This window comes from Amycolatopsis sp. lyj-23 (genome assembly GCF_046549135.1).
GTDB lineage: Bacteria > Actinomycetota > Actinomycetes > Mycobacteriales > Pseudonocardiaceae > Amycolatopsis.
In genome coordinates this window covers 68,562-88,907 of record NZ_JAJPWN010000020.1, presented here as the reverse complement: position 1 = coordinate 88,907, position 20,346 = coordinate 68,562, and the positions used below count along the sequence as shown (strand labels likewise).

Genomic DNA, 20,346 nt, shown 5'->3' with positions numbered 1-20,346 from the left:
TCGGTCGTCCTCCAATGTCGTACACGGACCACCGGGGCGACGGCGGGACACAGCCCAACATCGACATCACCGCACCGTTGCAGACCCTTGCAGCCGTACATGTCGTTATACACTTGAAGTCATGAGTCCCCGCCAGTGGGTCAGGGCGCAGGTTTACATAAGGGCTGTTATCGGCCTACGACTACCTACCGCGCCCTACGGCATACTGTGAGTGTCGACTCTGGCGGATCCGAGCCGAGGCTCCTGAGTCAACGTTGGGTCAGGCTTGCCGTCCGGCGCGCCGACGACCTTCTCGTCCAGGACGTGAAGCTCGAAACGGGCGGCGTCGTAACCGCCGATGTCCCAAGCCAGGTCGCTATCGCCCACCCGCCACTCGCGGCCGCTGGCTCGCTCGCGCACCAACCACGCCATAAGGCCTCCCCGACTTCCAGGTCACCCAACGACACGAACTTAGCAAACGGTAGAACACACGTTCGACAGGTGTCGGCTGACCGTCACGGTGAGACGCCCGACCACGAGTGTGCCGACAGGCGATAGTTGGCATGTCCAAGTGGAATCTGGCACGACGTCCTGGGTGTCGGCGAGTCCACAAGGGAAAGTCGGTCCGGTGGCTATGACGAAACCCACTCCGCGCCGCGGATGGCTACTGCTTAACCACGCGCGATGTCGCGCTTACCCCGCGCTAAGGCACGTACACCCTTCCGGTGCGACGCATCGCTTGCTCAGCGCTTCGCTCACACCCCCTGTCGGAGCCCACCGCCTGGACGCTCGTGTACTGCTGTGGCCACAGCACCTCCGCCGGCAGCCACGGTGACGGCCGTTCGTTTCGCCTTCGTGCCTGGTCCCGGTGTCGGCCTCGGTTGTGCGGGTGGTGTGAAATCTGGTCGTGACGTCATGGAGAGGACCGGGTGATCCTGCCAACGAGGTGGAGCAGCTGAAGGAAGCGCTGGCGACGCAGCCGGTGATCGAGCAGGCGAAGGGAATGATCATGTTGGTGCGGGCTTGCACCTCTGATGAAGCCTTCGTCGTTTTGCGAGAGGTATCCCAAAACACCAACGAGAAGGTGCACGACGTCGCCGCGGTCATCGTCGCGGCCGCCAGTCGCGCCGAGCAGCCCAGTGGATTGGCCGGCCTGGACCAGCAGGCGATCACGGTGGTGCTGGACGAGGCCCGGCGGCGGGGCTTGGACGCGGCGGTCGGCTGAACAGCGATCATGACTTCGTCGCTGCCACGGCGTTACGGCCGGTCGGCGATGCGGGCAGCTCGGCGGACTGCGTCGAGAACGAGCCGGATGTGTGCGCCTTTGATCAGCATCTCGGCGATGCCCATGCTGGCGAGTTGTTCTTCGGGCAGCTGCAGTTCGAAGCCCGAGAAGGCGACAATCCCGACGTGAGGCTGATGGTGGTGGAACCGGCGAAGGGCGCGCAGGTGCTGATCACCCAGCTGGGCGTCGAACACCGTGACTGACGGCCGATGTGTGGCAGCGAGCCGGATGGCCTCAAGCCCGGATCCGGTGTCGGCGACCACCTCAATATCAGGTTCGGCGGCAAGGACGTCACGGAGCGCGGCCCGGACCTCCGGCGACTGATCCACCACAGGACACGGACCTGGTTCATCGCCTGAGGGGCTGCTCCAGCCGAGACGGGTACTTCCGCAGGCGCTTCAGCATGCCGCAAAAGCTATAGACGCATCGGGCGTCCGGCATGACGCAAGTGCACCACCCGGTACGCCGGCGCCTCATCTGGTGCACGAATCGCCCGATCGAGGTGATGCGGACGACCGCGTGACAAGTTCGCGGTTGAACTGCAGCGTTTGCTGCTCGGTTGTACCGTCGTGGTGCAGCGGTTCAGCCCGGTAGCCGTCGCGTCCGTAACTCGCCTGCCCCAGAGGGGGCGTGAGGGGCTGGACTTGTGCACCGGCGGTTCGGCCTCATGGTGTTGGTCCGAGGAGGCCCTGACCTTGTTTTCCGAGTTCGTCCCCCCGGCCGCGGCGCCGATGGGAGTACTCACTCGCGGCATCGTTCACGGTGACCAGGACAGCTGAGACGAGGGTGGTCACTGCGGTCGGCGACCTGGACCTCACGGTCACCAGCGACCTGGCTGCCCTGCTCGGGCAGCAGGTTGGTCTGCGGCCGCGGGGGCTGGTGCTGGATGCGTCCGCGGTCACTTTCTGTGCCGCACGCGGGGTGACGGTGTTGCTCGACGCGGTACACCGAACTGATCGCCGAGCACTGGGACGACCTGCTGCGCCTGGCCGGGTCGCTGAAGTTCGGGCACGCCACCGCCTCTCTGCTGTTCGGCAAGCTCTCGGCGTCGAGCCGGCAGAACGCGCTGGCGGCGGCGTTGAAGGAGTACGGGGCGCTGCGACGCACGATCTACGCCGCCCGCTACCTGTCGGACCCGGCCTACCGCCGCAAGATCTCCCGGCAGCTGAACAAGGGCGAGTCGCTGCACGCGCTCAAGCGGGACCTGCTCTACGCCCACGAAGGAATAATCCGCGCCCGGCACCTGGAGGCCCAGACCGAGCAGGCGTGGTGCCTCACCCTCGTCACCAACGCCGTGGTCACCTGGACGACCGAGTACTACGGCCTGGCCGTCGAGCAGATGCGCGCGGCCGGCCGCCGCATCGACGACGAGGTCCTGGCCCACATCTCCCCAGCCCACTCGGAGAACATCAACTTCTTCGGCGCCATCGAGGTCGACATCGAAGGCGAACTCACCCAGCTCGGCCCCACCGGGTACCGGCCGCTGCGGGTGCGCGACACCCTGTTCTGACCGCTGGGATTCGCGGCGAGCCGCCCGGGGGGAGGACGGTGCTCGTCAGCTGCTTTCGGAGTTGAGCATCTGCCAGGCACGGGACCGTGGCCGGGGAGCGTCGCCCGGTCGGGTGGACTTGCAGGGCCGAACGGGCGACCGGTGTGTCACGTGACGCGGGACCCGCCCCGCCGGGGCGATAGAAACTGTGGTTCACCAGTGCACCACGTGGTTCTGTCCTCGGGGGGTCGGCATGGCGGCTACGGGGCGGCACGCGGTCCACCGCACGATGGTCCTGGTCGACGTGGAGGGCTACAGCGCTGCCAGCCGGACCCTGCCGCACCAGCTCGGTACCCGGGCCGGGATGTACGCGGTGGTCACCGAGGCGCTGGCGGCGGCCGGGGTACCCATGGAAGCGTGCTGGCACGGCGACGCCGGGGACGGTGTGGTGGTCCTGGTCCCGCCGGAGTACCCGAAGGCGCCGTTGCTGGAGGTGCTGCCCGAGGCGCTGGCGCGGGCGGTGCGCGGTCACAACAGCACGAGCCCCACCGCCGCGCGCGCCCGGCTGCGGCTGGCAGTGCACGCCGGGGAGGTCGCCTTCGACGACCACGGCGCGACCTCCCCCACGATGGTCGCGGCGTTCCGGCTGCTGGACGCAGCCCCGGTCCGCGACGCCCTGACCGGTTCACCGGGCGTGCTGGCCATGATCGTGTCAGGGCTGGTCTTCGACGAGGTCGTACGCAACTCCACCACCCTGGACCCGGCCACGTTCCGGCCCGTCGAGGTGAGGGTGAAGTCCTTCCACGACCGCGCCTGGATCGCCCTGCCCGACCACCCCTACCCGGCCGACCCTGCCGTCCTCACCCAATACCCGCCGGACACCCTGCGGCAGCTGCCCGCTGCACCGGGACTGTTCACCGGCCGGACTGCGGAACTGGCCCGCCTGGACCGCGCCCTCACCGACGCCGCTGCGCCGCAGGGACCAGGCGCCGGCACGCGGGAACCGACCACCGCAGCCCCCACCACCGGCCCGGCATATGCGGGGACGACGGTGCTGGTGTCGGCGATCGGCGGTGCCGGGGGCATCGGAAAGACCTGGCTCGCCCTGGCCTGGGCACACCGGCATCTGGAGCGGTTTCCCGACGGGCAGCTGTTCGTCGACCTGCACGGCTTCAGCCCCACCGGCGAACCGGTGCAGCCGGCGGTGGCGGTGCGCGGGTTTCTCGACGCCCTGGGCGTCGAGGCGAACCGCATCCCGGCCGACCTCGACGCCCAGGCCGCGCTCTACCGCAGCCTGGTGGTCGGGCGGCGGATGCTCATCGTGCTGGACAACGCCGCCACCAGCGACCAGGTCGTACCCCTGTTGCCCGGCTCGCCGTCCTGCACGGTGCTGGTCACCGGCCGGCACCGGCTGGACTCGCTGATCGACCGGCACGGCGCCCGCCACCTAACGCTGGACGTCCTGTCCCCCGAGGAGGCCCGCAGCCTGCTGGCCGCCCGCCTGGGCACCGACCGCGTCGACGCCGAACCCGGGGCGGTGGACGAGCTGATCGGGCTGTGCGGGGGCCACCCGCTGGCGTTGTCGATCACCGCGCGCACCGCCGGCACCCGCCCCGACGTTCCGCTGGCCGAGGCCGCCGCCGAACTGCGCGACCTCGGCCTGGAGGCACTCGACCACGACACCGACCCGGCCGCCAGCCTGCCCACCGTGCTGTCCTGGTCCCTGCGCTATCTCACCGACACCCAGCGCACCGTGTTCGCGCTGCTGGGCATCGCCCCCGGTCCCGACACCACCCCACCCGCCACCGCCGCCCTCACCGGCCTGCCCGCCCGCTCCGCCCGCCGGGCGCTGAGCGGGCTGGAGAACGCCTCCCTGCTGGAACGGCGGCCGGGCGGCCGCTACACCATGCACGACCTGATCCGCCGCTACGCCACCACCACCGCCGACACCACCCTGCCCGAGCAGGTGCGGGAAGCGGCCCTGACCCGGGTGGGGGACTTCCACCTGCACACCGCCCACGCCGCCGCCCGCCTCCTGGACCCCCACCGCCCGCTCGTGCGGCCCGGGCCGCACGCGCCCGGCGTGCGCCTGCACCCGCTGCCCGACACCGACGCGGCGCTGGCCTGGCTGGACGCCGAGCACGCCACCCTGCTGGCCACCCAGCGCACCGCCGCCACCCTCGGCCACCACCACACCGTCTGGCACCTGGTCTGGAACCTGAACACCTTCCTCCAGCGGCGGGGGCACCGGCACGACGCGGTCACCATGTGGCAGGCGGCACTGGACGCCGCCGACCACCTGCCCGACCCCGCCACCCGCAGCCGCACCCACCGGAACCTCGGCCTCGCCTGCTCCCTGCTGGGCCTGCACGAACAGGCCACCACCCACCTGGAGCAGGCCCTGGACCTGGCCCTGCGCCACCACGACCCCACCGAACAGGCCCACGCCCACCGGGCGCTCGCGTTCGCCTGTGAAGAGCGGGGGGACGACCGGCAGGCCCTGCAGCACGCCCACCACGCCCTCGCCCTCTTCCGCACCCTCGACCTGCCGGTGTGGGAAGCCATCGCGCTCAACGCGGTCGGCTGGTACGCCGCGCGCCTAGGCCGGTTCGACACCGCCCGCGAGCACTGCCAGGCCGCCCTCACCCTGCACCGCCACCACCACAACCCCGGCGGCGAGGCGGAAACCCTGGACAGCCTGGGCTACATCGCCCACCACGCCGGCGACCACCACCAGGCCCTCAATCACTACCACCACGCCCTCACCCTGCGCCGCGACCTCGACAACACCTACCAGGTCGCGGCCACCCTCGACGGCGTGGGCCACCCCTACGCCGCGCTCGGCCGGCACGAGCAGGCCCGCACGGTGTGGCGGGAAGCGCTGCAGCTGTACCGGGACCAAGGCCGCGACGCCGACGCCGAGCGCGTCCAACACCAACTCGACGACCTCGACCACACCTGAACCGCGACGCTGCCTACCAGGGCAGTTACCGGATAATAGGCCATTATCCGGTAGGTTGATCCACTTCGACAACCAGCAACCAGCGGGGACCTCGCACGCTCGACGACGCGACTCCCGCATGTTATCCGGTAGGTCGATTGAGAGGAGCGGATCGTGGCGTCGACGGTGACCAAGCTGGAGACCCGCCGCCGAGGGACCGGCAAGACCGGCGGCCCGGCCGTGCGCACGGCCATCGACGCCTTCCTCGACTCCCCGAACATCACGGGGAACCCGAACACCCTGCGCGCCTACACGAACGTGCTCGACCGGACCGCCGATGTACTCGGGCCGGACCGGGCGCTCGCCGACGTCGCCGGCGGCGAGGTCGCCGAGGCACGCACCGCGTTGTGGGGCGAGGCGGCCGCGTCGACCTGGAACCGCAACCGCGCCGCCGTCGGCTCCTGGCTGGCCTGGTGCGCGGCCAAGCAGCACTGGACCGCGCCCGCCCTGCCGGATTCGGCCGAGCGGCGGCGCGAGAACAACGACGACACCAAGGCCGTGTCCCGCTCACGGATCGACCGGCTGTGCCGACGCCGCGACGTCCCGCTGCGGGAGAAGACGCTGTGGCGGATGCTCTACGAGTCCGCCTCCCGCGCCGGCGCCGTGCTCGCGCTGAACATCGAAGACCTGGACCTGCCCAACAAGCAGGCCCGCGTCACCGCCAAGGGCGGCGACACCATGTGGATCACCTGGGGCACCGACACCGCCCACCTGCTGCCCCGGCTGATCGCCGGCCGCACACGCGGCCCGCTATTCCTGTCCCAACACCGCCCCGGCCCGCACCGGAGCGCGACCACCGACCTACGCGACATCTGCCCGGAAACCGGACGGGCCCGGCTCGGTTGCGACTGCGCCCGGATCCTGCTCGGCCACTACTGCGACGGCCTGCGCCTGCACCAGCTCCGGCACAGCTCCGCCACCCACCTCGGCGACGCCAACACCTCCGCCAACGTGATCATGGCCAAGACCGGGCACAGGAGCCTGCGCAGCGTCCAGCGCTACGTCAAACCCGGCCTCGCCGCCGTGCACCAGGCCACCGAAACGCTGTCCAGCCCCCGACGTCGCGGATAGCACCACATCACCGCAGGTCAGCCATATCCACCCAAAATTCGGCGAGTACTACGGGGACTCCTACCGGGGCGACGTCGCGAACGCGCCGACGTACTTTGTGACAACTACTGTCTGAATCCGGCGCCAACCATCGGCTGTAACCGACCATGGTCAGCAGGTCGCGATGAGGTTCCTGCGCCAACTATTGCCTGCTGTCACAACGAGTCAGCCAGCCGACGCAGCTCAGTACAGCCCAGTCATGTAGACCGTTATACACAGCCGGTTGCCGCCCCACGCGCATCTGATGAGGGTTACCGCCAGCATCCGACGCATCAGCATGGCTGCAGGGCGGATCAGCCCGGCGCATAGCGTTCCCGGCACGAAAGGACTGCGCCACCGGACCGTATGGCCGGGGGCTCATCAACCACGCCAGCATGACCTCGCCAGGTGGTCGCCGTGGACGGCGTCGCGGGCGGCCCGCCGCAGGCCCCCGACCGCAACGGCTAGCCGCGAAAGTGCACACACGAGCCATCTGAACCGAAGATCGACCCCCTTGCATGCGGATCTCCAGGCCGACGCGGATTGCGGCAACCACACGAATGACAACAGCGGGCGCGCGCCCAAGACACCCCCCGTGAGGAAGACGGCCGGGCAGAAGTCCACTGGTCCGCGCGCGGCCCCGGCGCAGCCAACGGGCCGCCACTGCACGTCGGGGCTCCTCTATCCGTTTGGGCCTTCACATCGCGACCGGACGGCCTAGGCCAACATTCACGTCGCTCAGCCCGGTGGGGTCGCCGCCCAGTGACGATCACGCAGCCTCGCTACCCGCGACAGCGGCGCAAACTCAGTCCCTCAGCTCACCGCGGAGTGAGGGTCTACCGCCGCGGAAGTGGCACGCGACCGTGGCGGCGTTACAGCGGGGCCGGGACCGCGAGAACCCGAACCGCGTGCACGGTCTCTGAATGCAGCATCAGCCACGATGGTGTGAACGGCGCCGGCTCCTGGCCCGGATTGATGCAGTTAGCGGCCTCACAGAACAGCACGCAGCAGACGCCATCGTTCTGGGCGCTGCGGTAGAGGATGCCGTCGACCTTGTTCGTGGACACGTAGCGCAGGTACTCGGTGATCACCTGTGTGGGGACGTACTCGATGTGCTCGCGGCCGTCGAGCGCGATCGGCTTGGCCAGGTCGGCAGCGAGATCGTGGAGGAAGATCACGTCGTAGCGCGCTGCGGTCCGGCCGGCTTCGGTGTAAAGGCTCGGCACGTCGGGCAAGGTGGTGAGGTCCAGCAAGGTCAGGTCGCGGGTGGTTTCGAATTCGCCGACCACAGCGTATCGCTGGGAACTGTGCGCACCGATTTCGGCGATGGCCGTGGCGATGTCGTCGGCGCCGTAGAACATCGTGACCCCGGCGGGACTCATCCGGCTGTTGGAGGCGAGGTCGCGCGGCGGCGGGCCGAGCTCGGGCGCGCGCCAGGCGCGGGCGTCATCGGGGTTGATGGTGAGCCGCCCACGCCAGAAGCGACGGCCGGCGGGAACGTGGAGCACGGTCTGGTGGCCCCGCAGGACCTGGTCAATCTTCTGCAGGAACTCCTCGGTGGTGAACTCGTCGGGATGATCGGAATGTTCCTCCGGTGTGGAGAGGAACACGAAGCGCGAGCTGTAGCGGACTTTGTCGCGGAACTGCTCCCAAGTAAACCGCAGTGCGTCGTCCGGCTGTAGTTGCGAGATGTCGTCGGCGGTCCAGTCCGCCAGAGGGATCAGCTCCGCGATCGCGTCCAGGACCTCGTTGGTGACGTCGCCAGCGCAGAGCTCGTACACCGCGTCGCTTGAGTCGATCACCGAGCCGCCAATCCAGGTCTGATCTTCGCTGTCCCAGGCCAGGGCCGACTCCGCCGAGTGGTACACGAACGTCAACGCGCCCATGACGATCGACATGAAGTCGTCGAACTGAGCCGCGATCGGATCGTCGGCGCTTTCCTCTGCCACCGCGCCGCAGAACGAGCACTCCCACGCCGTCAACTGCTTGACCGTCTCAGCTCGCAGGCTCTCGTCGACGACACAGTCCAGGCACACCGTGCGGCCGCCGGTGTCGTCGAAGCCGCGAGCCGCGAGGTGCTCGGCGTAGTCGTCTGCGAGTCCCACGAGGACATCGAAGCACTCAAGACGCCGAGTGGTGCTGGCAGGCGTCGGATCGGCCGAGTGCCGGTTCGCCGTCGCCGGCTGTGCGGCACCGATCGCGTGGCTGTCGTGCGTCCAGAGCGTGCACAAAGAAGGCTCACCCGGAGCGCCGGGCTAACTGCGCTGGCGACGTCCGCAGCGTCGTCCGAGCCGGCCCTGCCCGAGAGTGGCACTTAAGCAGGCGAAACAGAATTCGTCCAAGATCCTTCTCAAAATGTGAGTCCCGGGCGGAGTCCACATCGGTATCACCATCGACAGAAAGGAGGCCGATCATGGACTGGGACCCCTCGGACACGGAGTTCATCCGGATCCCCCGCCCGCGTAGCGTGGCGCGCGTGCTGCTCGACGTGGTGCGTCTTCGCACGGCCCGGGCGATGGCCCGCGAACGCAACGACACGATCAACACGGTCGCGCAGGTCATGACCAGGTCTGGCCGCGCCGCGCGGGTCGTCAGCCACGACCCGGCCGGCGACTGGTCGATCACGGTCGGGTCGGTGTCGGCGCTGCCCGCGGAGCACGCGTGACCGACGACGACCAACCGGATATCACCTTCTGCCGGGCCGCGGTCGCGACCGTCGTGGCCGACCACCTCGGGAAGGCGGTCACCATCGTGCGGCAGATGGGGCTCACCGACGGCACCGCCGAAGACATCGTGCAGCAATGCCTGATCGAGCTCATCCGGACGTGGGAGCGCGAGGGTGCGCTCAGGAACCCGGAGTTTCTGCTGTTCGCCACCGCACGGCGCCGGACGATCGACGAGTTCCGACGGCGCGGCCGGACGAAGACCGCCTTGATCGACAACGCTGATCTGGCCGAGCTGACCGCCGAGCAGGTGAAGGACATGCCGGAGTTCCTGCCCGGCATCGACGGCCTGTTCACCACCACCAACGTGATCATGGCGCTGCGGGAGCTGCCCGTGCGCCAGCAGGAGATCCTCCTGCTTCGCTTCGGGCTCGAGCTGGACATCAAGACCGTCGCCGCGTTCATGGCCTGCACGATCTCCGACGTCAAGAATGCCCAAGCCCGTGGGCTGAACAAACTACGAAAATCACCCCACCTGGATGGATACCCGACCCTGCCGGAGGTGCACCAGTGACCCCGACCACGCCCGACACCGGTCACGGCGCCGATCCCCGGTTCGACGTCGACAACCTCATCGCCGCTGCCAAGGCCGCGGACGCCGCCGAGATTGCCGCGCACGGCCGGGTGCTTCGCACGATGGTCGACGACACGGTCGTCGCGTACCGGGCCTTCGAGATCGGGGTCTGGGAGACGATGCACGACAACCACGGTCAGGCGCTGCGGTGGCTGCGCATCGCCGTGGACAGCGATATCGAGGAAGCCGAGCCCCTGCTCCAGATCTGCGCCGAGGTCCTCGATCCCATCCCCCAGCGGCGCGAGGCTGCCCAGGACGAGCGCGATGCCCGACTCGCCGAAGGCCAGATCGAGCTGACGCAGAAGACCGACGTGTCGACCACAGCAGCAACAACGCCGATCTACGACTGGCTGATCGCCCAAATGCATCACGAACATGGCGAACTGTCCCGGACTGAACTCCCCGAACCGTCGGGAGATCAGCAGCACGATCCCCGACCCGCCGAGCCCTGCTCCCTCGAGTTCCGGTTCCAGCTGGGCGGCTGGCGGAGCTGGAGGTCGCAGCTACCAATGCCGCCGCTCCTGCAGGCTGAGTGCGACATGCTCACCTCCCTCCTGATTCGCTGGCCCTGCATGTCTGACGCCTTCGAACCGTTGCGGACGCCAGACGACGTCGTAGGCAACCGTTGGAATGTGCGGCAACTGCTCAGGCAGGTTCAGTGGGCAATTTGCAACACGAACACGACGGGCGACGAGCGCGCGGCCCCTCGGAGCCAGCACCTCAGCCATTGGAACGTGCGGTACGAAGCCCCATGGAAGATCGAGCGGATCCTGCAGCCGTTCGGCTCCCCCGGCGCAGCCGATGCTTATGTCCGGCTTCCCGATCTCGACCTCTACGTGCCCACCCAGCAGCGTTGCGCCGAACCGAGCACCGGCTCGGCGCTGGTTCACGCCGCACGGGTCGCGGAGCTGAACGGCGACCTGGCTCGCGCCGAGCGGCTACTTCGGGTGGCCGCAACCGGCTGGGACCCGAACGCATTGATCATGTTAGCGTGGCTTCGCCACCAAGCCGGAGACCACCACGAAGCCAACCTGCTTCTCCGGCGGGCCGCCGAAGCCACCGCGGCCAGCCCGGCGCTGCTCGATCACGAGACTCCGCTACGCCGGAATGCCGGTCACTATGGTCCCCGAATTCAACCCGACAACGATCGGGACGAGACGGAGCTGATTGGTTAGCAAGTCGGCCAACAGATGGGTCCCGGGAGTATGGATCGGGGCCGCGTTCGGGGAAGCCTGTGCTTGCGACTCGCCAGCGTTGACCTCGAGCGATAAAAGGTGCCAGTCGACGTCCGGATGCCCGACTGGTTCGGGGGGCCGAAGCCCCGCCGGGCTCCGGGCATCGGCACGTCACCCGTCTCGGTGAAGCTCGACTTCGGACGTCATTGCCGCCGCCGCGTGCCCTCTTGTCTGATACCGAGGTAATCGGTCCGGCACGCCCCCCGACCGTCCCGATCACCGAGAGTCTGGCTCGGCGGCACAACGCCCCCGTGTGCCGCCGAGCCCTACTTCCCTGTCCGGCCTACTCACAAGTCGCGGGCGAATGTGAATTGCGTGATCGATCAGCAGTCGGTGGACGTGAACGTGGGACACACGTCGACAGCCGGCCAGCCCTACGACCGCGGCACTCTCGCACGTCGCCCTGGTCTTCGCGAGGGCTAATGTCGTTCCCCGCTTGCCGGCGCATCGCGGATGGTGACGTGGACCGGACCGAAGTCAACGCGGGAGACTCCGGTGAGCAGCACTGTGCTCACAGCGAGCCAGCTAAAACTCCGACAGCAGCCACTGCCCTGCAGGTATGAGCCGTGCTGGTCAGGATCTGATTAGCCAGAGTGAGTAGCCCGCGCCGTCCGGCGAACCGCTCATCTTCCTCGGTAAGTGCTTCCCGCGTGGCGCTGTTGATCTTGATTGACCGCCGATCGCCTGTAGGAGACGAGTCGCCGTGCCGCCGCACGGACCCCGCCGTGCAGCAGAGCCGATCTTCGCCGGGGTGAACACGAGGATGGCCCGTCCACCGGAGCCTGGTGAACGGGCCATCCTGCGCCCGGGCAGATGCGTCCAGTCCACCTCTCGGCACGACATGGGGTTCCAGCCGAACGAAACCCGCAAGGCCGAGGGCATGAGCCCAGGGGATACGCAACGCGTCGATCGGCGTGCGCATTTCCGCGGTGGCGCCGGCTATTCCGGGGCTGTCCCGGGTGACAATAGCAGGCACCCCCGGGGTGATCGTGCTGCCGGGGTATCGCCGCCGCTCCAGCGTGTAACGTAGGGCAGGAAATTACGGCCTTCCCAGCGATGCTTCTACCCAGCTGACCATCGCCTGACATTTATTGGGATGAGCGCCCAGATCGATGGCAACGGTCACTGTCGTATCGCGGCTGATGGTCGGCAGGTCGGCGGGCAGAGTGAAACTGTCTCCCTTATCCAGGGTCGCGGGGACGGTGACTTGACCCACGGTGACTGCGATGTGCACCGGTCCGCATGTGGTGGCGTCGAGCCGCAGAGTTGCGTGAAGCTTGAGTGGCGTTGTCATGCTTCCTACTGCGCCGAAGACGGACCTCACCTTCGGATGCGCGTCGGAAAGCGCCCAATAATCAAACGACAAATAGGGAATATATGGGGACGTCGGAGCCACGCTGACCACGAGAGTCCGCGCCGTTTTCGTCTTGAGATCTAGCTCGAATCGGTCCCCGGAAAGGTACACTAGACCATCTGGCCCAGGCGCGGTATAACCACTAGTTTCTGTCGACAGGGGGAACGTGGACGGAGAGTTGCTCACGTAATACAGACTTGCGGCAGAGTTCATCGATTGCAACGTCAGTAGAGTGGCAGCAATGGCGAGCAAAATCGTGCAGCTGAGGCCAATCAATGTTGCCTTTCGCGAGTTCGAAGACCGTGAGCCCGAACTCTTACCGGGTAAGTGAATTACCCACGTTCGTTTCAGCTTCGCAGGTATCATCTCACGCGCCGCCTTCACCTCGGCGGCAACGTCTGCGCGACTTTTCTCCCACGTAGAAGCCTCGGCTCCGCACAACTCTGCGAGCCTGCGGACGGTAGCGGCACTTGGTAGTTGCTTGCCGCCGAGTGCGCGGCTCACGGTGCCAGGGTTCATCGGGGCCAAGCGGGCCAGCTGGCTGTTGCTCAGCCCCGCCGCTTCGGCCATCTTGCGGAGGCCATGCGCGAAGTCGGAGACCGGGCCGCCGTCGATCGGGACCGGCTTGCGCGGTGCCGGACTCATGCACGCTCCGCTTCGGACGCGTCGACGGACTCATGGGCGGTAGAGGCTGGAGGCGCCGGGCCCAGCAGCCGCGTGGCGAGCTCCGCGCTGAGCAGCCCTGCCGCACCGACCAGGGCGATCGCCGCGCTCGGAGCCATGCCGGACGCGGTCATCACCACGACTGCGGTAACGACGATGAGCATGACCACTACGCGTCGCCCTAACGGTGACGCCGACGATTCAGTGGGCATGGTGGAACGTTCGCGCATGTCGCTTGTCCCCTCTACGAAGAGATCTCCGGATGGCAGCGGCACGCGGTGTGATTCGCCAACGACTTGAGGGCACTGTCCGTCAGTCGTCACTCTGGCGTTGCGGTTCGGCACTGTGTGTCGCATTGCCTATGTTGCACCCCATCGGGGCCGACTGCGAGTCACTGATGTTGCGGAATGCACGCAGGCTGGCGTCCGCCGATTCCCCGATGCACGGCTCGGCCTATTTGCCGAATCACCCAGGCCGCTGCAACTACGTAGATCTACGCTCGGCGGAGTGCAGTATTTCGTGGGCGCGGCTTGATCATCAAAGGCCTGTTGATGTTGTCGCCGCAGGTCAAGGCTTTGTGTCGATGTTGCGAATCGACCCGTCGCTGGCATCCTCTGGTCGGCGGCAGGCCCTGCTGCGCTCGACCGGGAGCGGAGCGTCCGCGGCGAAGCTACGGGCTCGGACGACCGGCGTCTGCTCGGCTGGCCCACATGCCCGCCGCGTTCAGTCTCCACGAGCAGCGCTGCTCCGAGGACCTCGCCAGTACCGATCGCCAGATCCGGCTCGCCCTCGACAACCGACGCCAGCTTCACACAACTGATGGTTGTAGGCCCGGAACGGATCCGCCACTGGCACACCAGCAAGCACGCCGGCCGGGCGTCCAGCGCCAAGCCCACAAGCTGGTGTCTACGGAGATTAAGGCCGGACGCGGGGAGCTGCCAAGCCCCTCGAGGCAGCGCCCCGCGTCCGTTCGAGGCTGACAAAGTCCTCGATCAGGATCCTAGCGACCAGCACCGACAGCAACGACCGGCGCAGGACCGGGACGGCGGCAGTGACGTTCGCGGCTTGAGTACACACGCGTATACATAGGCGGCGCCAGAGTCCGAGCCGTTACGCTGTGTGCGGGATCGCTGCCACATCGGCTGCGGTGATATCGCTGCAGGTGAGTGCTGAGTAGCGAAATTGCTGGATTGACGAGCAACTTGGCGGCCTTGGCCCTCGACATCGGCGCCGCGACGCTGGACCACGAGCACGCCGCTACGTCGTGCTCGACCTCGAGACTCCCGTTCGATGGTCCGGACGAGTCCCTCACCGACGGTAGGGAAGGGCGCCGGTCGCTGCAACCCGGCCGGCGCCCTCGCACCTCACCGCACAACGGGCGGCAACATCACGGAAAACCTGATGAACAGCGGAAATATCGTCCGAACCGAGCGCCGACAGCATCGCCGCGCGACCACCCCGGCGGGCTGAGGACTCAGCGCTTGAGCCGATCCCAGCGGTCACGCACTGCTCCACCGTACCTACCGCGACATCGGGCGGAGTGATGTACCTTGCGGGCCGCCCTCTCATCTTCCTGCGTGCGCTCCCGAGCGCACGCAGGAAAAACCGAAGGTTTATGGGGCGGGGTCACGTTCGGATCCTTCGTCGGCGTGCCACGGGGCGGCGGAATCGGCGAGGGTGTCCAGCAGCGGCTGACACCAGGTGGTCGCGGCGCTGACCGCGAGCCGTGCGTGGCGTGCGCCGAGCCCGGCCGGGGCTTGGGCTTGGCCGTGCCCGGTGCCGTAGCCGCGGTTGCGCAGGTCGGCCAGTCCGATCGCGATGGTGGACGCGCCGCCGAGGATCTTCTTCAGCGCGTCGGCGCCGTCCGGGCCGGGCTGAACCGCCGAGGGGTGCAAGCGCAAGGCTTGCTGGGCGGCTTTGACCAGGTCGGAGACGGTTGCGTTGTCGTCGACGGGCAGACCGCGTTCGTGCAGGACGACTTTCGCGGTGGCCTCGACGAGCTGCTTCGCGGCCCCGATCGCGCCGGCCGGGTCCTCGGGCAGGGTGCGGTGGCGCGGTCGATCTCGGCGCGGATGCCGGACGGATCGTTCAGGGCGTGCAGGCTGTGTTCGAGGCCGACCGGCCGGGGCGCAGCTGATCTTGTTGCCGTCGTCGAGGATCCAGGCCGTCGCGGTCCAGCCAGGCGGCGGCGTCGTCGAAGTCACTCGCACCGTGGGTGGGCTGGCGGGCCAGCCAGTGCAGCTGCCACTCGAACACCCGCAACGCGCGCTCGACGTGAGTCAGGGGCAGACTGGTCGACGGCTTTGATATAGGACTGCACGGTCGAGCGCCTGACGCTGGGGTCGTCGTAGTCGAGGCCAGCGACTGGCGCGAACCCTTCGTTCTGCCACAACTCGACCTTGGCCTTGGGGATGTCTGCGGCCAGGCTGCGGAAGGTGTTGCGGGTGCCGCGCCGGATCAACTCGTGACTCATGGCAGCGCGGCTCCGACCGAGGCCCACATGAGGCCCGGCGCCGCGGTGAGCGTACGCGGACCGTCGCCTCGCGTAGCTGTCGAACATCCCCCGGCCGGGTGTTCATGATCTGCACTGTCGTCACGGAACGCTGACGTGCGGGTTCACCGACGCGCGCGGTTGCCGGAGCCGCGCGGGGGGACCGGCGTCCATTACGGCTGGGGAGCCCGAGGCCCCCACCAGGATATACAGTGTGCCGGGCTCGCGTAGGGGGCGAGCCCGGCACACCGCCTGGCCTCCTGCCGACGACGCGTTCGCCGGCGAAACCTTGGTAAGGCGCAGATTCCGGGGCACCTCGCCGGCGCGTTCACGGCGTAACAACGGAGAGCGGCGGGTCGACATCGGCACTGCGGCATCGGCCGCGGGCCTGGGCAGGCGGCAGCTTTCCTTCCCCGAGACTACCGCCGTCTCAGGCGCTTTTCCTGCTCTGCCCGCAACAACTGCACAGCATGCCGGGTACCGAACGGCACGATCGCGTCTTCGCGGAAGGAAAGTCCAGACGTTCGGCCAGCAGGTCCCGCCACCGCATTCAGGAACGATTCGCGCCACAACGAGGGAATACTTGCTACAGATGACGATATGTGCGCACTGATGATGTCGACTACGAGGTGGGCGGGGGGCGCGTGATGGGCGAACGGCAAGTGCGACTGGTGATGACCAGCCGCGAAGTCAGCATCTCCGCCGAGTCAGGCAATGAGGTGCTGCGCTACGCCGGGATCTGCGTGGTGCACGTCGAGGACGGGAAGCCGGTGGAGCAGACCTGGGTACCGCTTGGCGCGTCGCCCACCTCCGCCGACGACGAAGCCTTGATCGCGACCTGGCGCGCAGCCCTGCAGTGGCGCCAAGCCTGCGCGTAGACGGCCGACGCGGGTTCGTGCACCGATCGCCACCGCTGAAACGGGCTTTCCGCATGGGCGCACGCGCATCAGGTGGGCCCATGCACCGTCATCCGGCTCGTCGGGTATTAGTTAGCGTCGTGACTGCGCGCAGCGACGGACAGCACTCCGAGCCCGCTGATGCCGGATCAATCGGGGCTTCTGCGGCAGCTACACCGCAGACGGCAGCGACGTCGCATAAGGTGTCGAACGGTCCGACTGGCTCACCGGACACCCAACTGGTCGTGCTCAGGGGCCCGTCCGGCGCCGGCAAAACCACGGTCGCTACGGCCGTCCGCGCGCGGCTCGGCCGCGGTGTCGCGTTAGTCCAGCAGGACGTCCTACGCCGCGTTGCCCTGCGCGAGCATGACGTCCCCGGTGGGCGGTGGACCGGATTGTGACGCACCTAGACGGCGACGAGCGGGACGCGTCCGGCACTTAACCGGTATCCCCCGCCGCGCGTACCGAACCAGCGCCTCGTGCGGACGAGAAAGGCCGATATCGCCAACGGCGTCTAGTGGTGATCCGGCTGGCATTCACGGCCGGTGAACCGCCAACAGCTCCGGGAGGCGGGCCCAGTCATCGAGGGGGAGGTAACCGAGCCCGCGCGCACAACGTACCCAGCTCAACGGCCGAAACTCGTCGTCTCCCGAACCTCCCTCACGCGGCCCAATTTGTGGCACGGGTAAGCCGGCGGTCGAGATCGGCGCTCGGCACATTGTGCGCAGTGCGGTCTCAAGCACCGATACCGGACTACTTCGGCTTGATGCGGCCGCATCGCCTGAGGTTCGTCAAGCCGGGCGATCCCGCGCAGCCGGCGGGTAGGGCGCGGCGGCCTGCCGCGATGACCCGTACTGTCCGGCACCGCCCCGACGGTGCGGCGTGGTCATCCCGGCAGGCCGCCGCCTGTCCCCGAGACCCCCGTCCCGAGTACTGATGACCTACCCAGTCGTCCGGGGGTCTCAACCGTCCCGGCGCACATTCGCCAAGTTCGGCAGCGTGGTCACGTGCCCGGGGCGCAGACCCAGCTCATTTCGACGACTGTGCCGGCCGGTGTAGTGGTGAAGGCGCTCTCGTCGGCCAGGGTGTGGATCAGCGGCAACCCCCGCCCGCCCAGCAAGCCCGGCGCGGGGGCAGGACGCCAGGAGCCGCGGTCGGTGACCGTGACGGTGATCCGGCTACCGTTGCGGCGGGCATGCAGGTCGAGGGTGCCGGTTTCGCCCGGGTAGGCGTGCTCGACCACGTTGGCCAGCGCCTCGTAGACTGCGAGCACCACATCCTGGATCCGTCCCACGGGCAGCCCGGCGTGACCGACCCAAGCGAGGAGCTGGCGGCGCAGCTGAGTTAGCAGCGGCGGCGTCGCGCTCACCCCTACACAGGCCAAGCCCGCAACCGGCGCTGGAAGAGCCGGATCCGGGTCACTAGCGGTGGTCTCGGACTCCATCACCGAGTCCCGTCGGACGTCGAGGTCACTGGTTGCTCCCGGACGGGCTCGCGTCACCGTGCTCCGAAGGCGGCTCGGCTGGGTGCCCGGCCGAGAGGGCTTCGGCGAGCGTTGCGAACACCGGCATGAGCCGGTCGGCACCGGTGATGGCCATCGGCCGCGCAGCGACCGAGGTCGCCGCGACCCGGACCGTGGTCGCGGACCCGGCCGCGTTCTGCAGGTTGAACAGGACCGCCAGGCCGGCGGACGAGAAGAAGGTCACCGCGGTCAAGTCGACGATCAGCAGGGCAGGTGCCTCGGTCAGCGCGGCGGTGACGGCGTCGTTCAGTTCGGGTGCGGTGACGAGGTCGACCTCGCCGCCGACGGTGAGCACCAGCGCGGTCTCGACGCGCCGCAGCGACACCGACACCGCGAACGAGGATGCAGCGGGGAAGCCACCCGCCTCCGGCTCCGGGAACGTCACCGACACATCATGCCCGCCCACTGTCCATCGGCCTCGCCGCGACCCCGCTCGCCTCACATGATTAAGGTCAAGTTGCCGAGGTCGCACTTCGTCTACGTGAGTCGATGAGCCGCGACAGCGTGACTGGCCAGTCGCGTTCAGCAGGCGTTCAGGTCGTTCAGCTGGGACAACAGCGCCAGCCAGACCACGGCTTTGGCCGTGTTGTGATGTAGCGGCAGGACCTGCTCCAAGGCGAGGACGGTGATCGGCCGCAGCAACGCCTGCTGCCGGCCGACGAAAGCGAACGGTCGTCACCGCGGCCGCGCAGACTGCTCTAACCGGATCGGTCCATGAGCGTCCAGGCGGTACCTCGGGGCTGCTTTACGGTGAAGCGATGAGCAAGCGATGCGTCGTGCGGCAAGGGTGTACCGGCCTTAGCTGCGGGTAAACCCGACGTTGCGACTGGTTAAGCAGTGCGCCATTCGCGCCGCCGCGCTGCCCCGAGTGCAGCAACGGTCTCGGGGCAGCGCGGTGCATCGCACCCTGGGGGTACAGGGCTGGCCAGTGCGGCCAGACCACAAACACCCTTTCCTTCAGGATTGCGGTGGGACTGTTCCGCGTCGGTTCTGGCCGCCCCTGGTGCTGGCTGGGCTGCGGTCATTTCCACTGGAAGCATTCGCCGCCTATCCGCGGGAGGCATCGCGACGCCAGATGTTGACGTTGCTTGGCCTCGCGGCGATCAGCGACAACCAAGCGACGTTGGGGCGGGTTGCACGCGTATGCCCGACAGCCTGGCGACAGCGCCCGGTTGCTGCATGTAACTGGTCGGTCTGCTCGGCTAGGCGGGCTACGACAGCGGCCGCCCAACCCGATGATCAGAGCCTCCGTCAGCGGGGCGGCCTGCCGGGCACGCTGTGATGCCCCGCAGACCTGGCCGATCGGCAGCAGGCCGGGGGGATGCCTGCATTGCCGGATGACGTGTAATGAGAATGGCGGTGACACGGGATGTCGGCCAGGGTCGAACGGCTCTGGCCGCAGCAGAGTCGTTCGTGGGAGGCCACAACGGCCGCATCAGACGTCGGCAGAACGCCGCGATGGGCCCTACCTGGTTCCGGCGGCGATCCGCCCGATGTTTTTACGAGCACAGGTCGGCGCGAACATCCCGCATCACCCTCAACAGGTGGAATTCTGCGCGACCCAGGCGGCCGTCACGTCGAGCAGTGCAGTTGCGTCATGCTTGACCGGAGACCCATGGATAGCGTTCTGGATGCCGAAGTCCCGGGAGGCGCAGGTGCGTCAACCGGGGCAGGTCGTCGCGCGATGAGCCTGGTCCGTGTCCTGCTCGTGGACCAGTCGCCGACCATGCGGGCTGCGCTGCTCGGCGCTCAGCTGGAGGGGCACCCGCTGCGCCTGTTGCACCACAAGCACCATCAACCCCGAGTCGGAATTCTCGCGTTCTTCTGGCTCGATCTGCAGCTCTCGGCAGAACAGCTCAAGAGCGTGGGGATCACCGAGCTGCCGATCAAAGGCGTCTACATTTAGCTGGTCCTCGACTTATCCGGTCCTCATGGACTACCGCGCCCGGCGAGACGCCCTCGCTGGCTGGCTGGCTGGTTCCGACCAGGATTTTCTCCGGACTACGGGGCAGCTCGTTCTGATCCGGCTGGAACGGACCCTCGCC

The 20,346-nt window shown here is 68.0% G+C and carries 16 protein-coding genes and 1 pseudogene; 9 read left to right on the top strand and 8 right to left on the bottom strand.

From position 1 onward, the window contains the following. Nucleotides 1-195: 195 nt before the first annotated feature. Nucleotides 196-411, bottom strand: coding sequence for a hypothetical protein (locus ACLJPY_RS39900; protein WP_410596151.1), 216 nt, complete (start codon nucleotides 409-411; stop codon nucleotides 196-198). Between the two features lie 514 nt (nucleotides 412-925). Here ACLJPY_RS39900 and ACLJPY_RS39895 point away from each other — a divergent pair. Further along, nucleotides 926-1,204 (top strand): ANTAR domain-containing protein, encoded by a 279-nt coding sequence (locus tag ACLJPY_RS39895; RefSeq protein ID WP_410596150.1) that lies wholly within the window; start codon nucleotides 926-928, stop codon nucleotides 1,202-1,204. Nucleotides 1,205-1,236: 32 nt separating this feature from the next. On the opposite strand, the gene ACLJPY_RS39890 is transcribed toward ACLJPY_RS39895, so the two are convergent. Continuing rightward, nucleotides 1,237-1,596 carry a response regulator gene (locus tag ACLJPY_RS39890; protein ID WP_410596149.1) on the bottom strand — a complete coding sequence of 120 codons (360 nt, stop codon included), beginning with the start codon at nucleotides 1,594-1,596 and terminating at the stop codon, nucleotides 1,237-1,239. Nucleotides 1,597-2,210: 614 nt separating this feature from the next. Here ACLJPY_RS39890 and ACLJPY_RS39885 point away from each other — a divergent pair. The 3 genes and pseudogenes from ACLJPY_RS39885 to ACLJPY_RS39875 all read left to right on the top strand — a co-directional run. Next, a pseudogene (locus ACLJPY_RS39885) lies at nucleotides 2,211-2,774 on the top strand (Tn3 family transposase); the annotation flags it as partial. 232 nt (nucleotides 2,775-3,006) lie between these two features. Further along, nucleotides 3,007-5,715, top strand: coding sequence for an ATP-binding protein (locus ACLJPY_RS39880; RefSeq protein WP_410596148.1), 2,709 nt, complete (start codon nucleotides 3,007-3,009; stop codon nucleotides 5,713-5,715). A gap of 153 nt (nucleotides 5,716-5,868) precedes the next feature. Then, nucleotides 5,869-6,825 (top strand): tyrosine-type recombinase/integrase, encoded by a 957-nt coding sequence (locus ACLJPY_RS39875; RefSeq protein WP_410596147.1) that lies wholly within the window; start codon nucleotides 5,869-5,871, stop codon nucleotides 6,823-6,825. An 890-nt stretch (nucleotides 6,826-7,715) separates the two neighbouring features. On the opposite strand, the gene ACLJPY_RS39870 is transcribed toward ACLJPY_RS39875, so the two are convergent. Beyond that, nucleotides 7,716-8,948: an RES domain-containing protein gene (locus ACLJPY_RS39870; RefSeq protein ID WP_410596146.1), complete on the bottom strand. Its 1,233-nt coding sequence runs from the start codon at nucleotides 8,946-8,948 to the stop codon at nucleotides 7,716-7,718. 308 nt (nucleotides 8,949-9,256) lie between these two features. On the opposite strand from ACLJPY_RS39870, the gene ACLJPY_RS39865 reads away from it, so the two are divergent. From ACLJPY_RS39865 to ACLJPY_RS39855, 3 genes are read left to right on the top strand one after another with little or no spacing between them, the layout of a single operon-like run. Next, nucleotides 9,257-9,508, top strand: a complete 252-nt coding sequence (locus tag ACLJPY_RS39865) for a hypothetical protein (protein WP_410596145.1) — start codon at nucleotides 9,257-9,259, stop codon at nucleotides 9,506-9,508. Then, nucleotides 9,505-10,080: an RNA polymerase sigma factor gene (locus ACLJPY_RS39860; RefSeq protein WP_410596144.1), complete on the top strand. Its 576-nt coding sequence runs from the start codon at nucleotides 9,505-9,507 to the stop codon at nucleotides 10,078-10,080. Before ACLJPY_RS39865 ends, ACLJPY_RS39860 begins: the two co-directional genes overlap by 4 nt. Beyond that, nucleotides 10,077-11,315 carry a hypothetical protein gene (locus ACLJPY_RS39855; protein WP_410596143.1) on the top strand — a complete coding sequence of 413 codons (1,239 nt, stop codon included), beginning with the start codon at nucleotides 10,077-10,079 and terminating at the stop codon, nucleotides 11,313-11,315. The genes ACLJPY_RS39860 and ACLJPY_RS39855 overlap by 4 nt, the downstream gene beginning before the upstream one ends. A gap of 1,099 nt (nucleotides 11,316-12,414) precedes the next feature. On the opposite strand, the gene ACLJPY_RS39850 is transcribed toward ACLJPY_RS39855, so the two are convergent. From ACLJPY_RS39850 to ACLJPY_RS39840, 3 genes are all read right to left on the bottom strand, one after another. Next, nucleotides 12,415-13,374: a helix-turn-helix domain-containing protein gene (locus ACLJPY_RS39850; protein ID WP_410596142.1), complete on the bottom strand. Its 960-nt coding sequence runs from the start codon at nucleotides 13,372-13,374 to the stop codon at nucleotides 12,415-12,417. Beyond that, nucleotides 13,371-13,556, bottom strand: a complete 186-nt coding sequence (locus tag ACLJPY_RS39845; RefSeq protein WP_410596141.1) for a hypothetical protein — start codon at nucleotides 13,554-13,556, stop codon at nucleotides 13,371-13,373. Before ACLJPY_RS39845 ends, ACLJPY_RS39850 begins: the two co-directional genes overlap by 4 nt. 1,449 nt (nucleotides 13,557-15,005) lie before the next feature. After that, a complete protein-coding gene (locus ACLJPY_RS39840) occupies nucleotides 15,006-15,596 on the bottom strand; it encodes an abortive infection family protein (RefSeq protein WP_410596140.1) in 591 nt (196 codons plus the stop codon). 889 nt (nucleotides 15,597-16,485) lie between these two features. Between ACLJPY_RS39840 and ACLJPY_RS39835 the strand changes: the two genes are divergently transcribed. Continuing rightward, nucleotides 16,486-16,761 carry a hypothetical protein gene (locus tag ACLJPY_RS39835; RefSeq protein ID WP_410596139.1) on the top strand — a complete coding sequence of 92 codons (276 nt, stop codon included), beginning with the start codon at nucleotides 16,486-16,488 and terminating at the stop codon, nucleotides 16,759-16,761. 1,021 nt (nucleotides 16,762-17,782) lie between these two features. Here the strand turns inward: ACLJPY_RS39835 and ACLJPY_RS39830 are convergent. Together ACLJPY_RS39830 and ACLJPY_RS39825 are read right to left on the bottom strand one after the other, a co-directional pair. Then, entirely contained in the window at nucleotides 17,783-18,223 is a 441-nt protein-coding gene (locus tag ACLJPY_RS39830; protein WP_410596138.1) for an ATP-binding protein, read from the bottom strand. 25 nt (nucleotides 18,224-18,248) lie between these two features. Further along, entirely contained in the window at nucleotides 18,249-18,686 is a 438-nt protein-coding gene (locus ACLJPY_RS39825) for an STAS domain-containing protein (RefSeq protein ID WP_410596137.1), read from the bottom strand. A 1,299-nt stretch (nucleotides 18,687-19,985) separates the two neighbouring features. Here ACLJPY_RS39825 and ACLJPY_RS39820 point away from each other — a divergent pair. Next, nucleotides 19,986-20,207: a hypothetical protein gene (locus ACLJPY_RS39820; RefSeq protein ID WP_410596136.1), complete on the top strand. Its 222-nt coding sequence runs from the start codon at nucleotides 19,986-19,988 to the stop codon at nucleotides 20,205-20,207. Nucleotides 20,208-20,346: the final 139 nt, after the last annotated feature.

What these genes read in the sequence shown, in the direction of transcription:
- ACLJPY_RS39900 (WP_410596151.1), bottom strand. Translation starts at nt 411, where the DNA reads ATGGCGTGGTTGGTGCGCGAGCGAGCCAGCGGCCGCGAGTGGCGGGTG.
- ACLJPY_RS39880 (WP_410596148.1), top strand. Translation starts at nt 3,007, where the DNA reads ATGGCGGCTACGGGGCGGCACGCGGTCCACCGCACGATGGTCCTGGTC.
- ACLJPY_RS39865 (WP_410596145.1), top strand. Translation starts at nt 9,257, where the DNA reads ATGGACTGGGACCCCTCGGACACGGAGTTCATCCGGATCCCCCGCCCG.
- ACLJPY_RS39850 (WP_410596142.1), bottom strand. Translation starts at nt 13,374, where the DNA reads ATGAGTCCGGCACCGCGCAAGCCGGTCCCGATCGACGGCGGCCCGGTC.
- ACLJPY_RS39845 (WP_410596141.1), bottom strand. Translation starts at nt 13,556, where the DNA reads ATGCTCATCGTCGTTACCGCAGTCGTGGTGATGACCGCGTCCGGCATG.
- ACLJPY_RS39830 (WP_410596138.1), bottom strand. Translation starts at nt 18,223, where the DNA reads ATGGAGTCCGAGACCACCGCTAGTGACCCGGATCCGGCTCTTCCAGCG.
- ACLJPY_RS39820 (WP_410596136.1), top strand. Translation starts at nt 19,986, where the DNA reads ATGAGCCTGGTCCGTGTCCTGCTCGTGGACCAGTCGCCGACCATGCGG.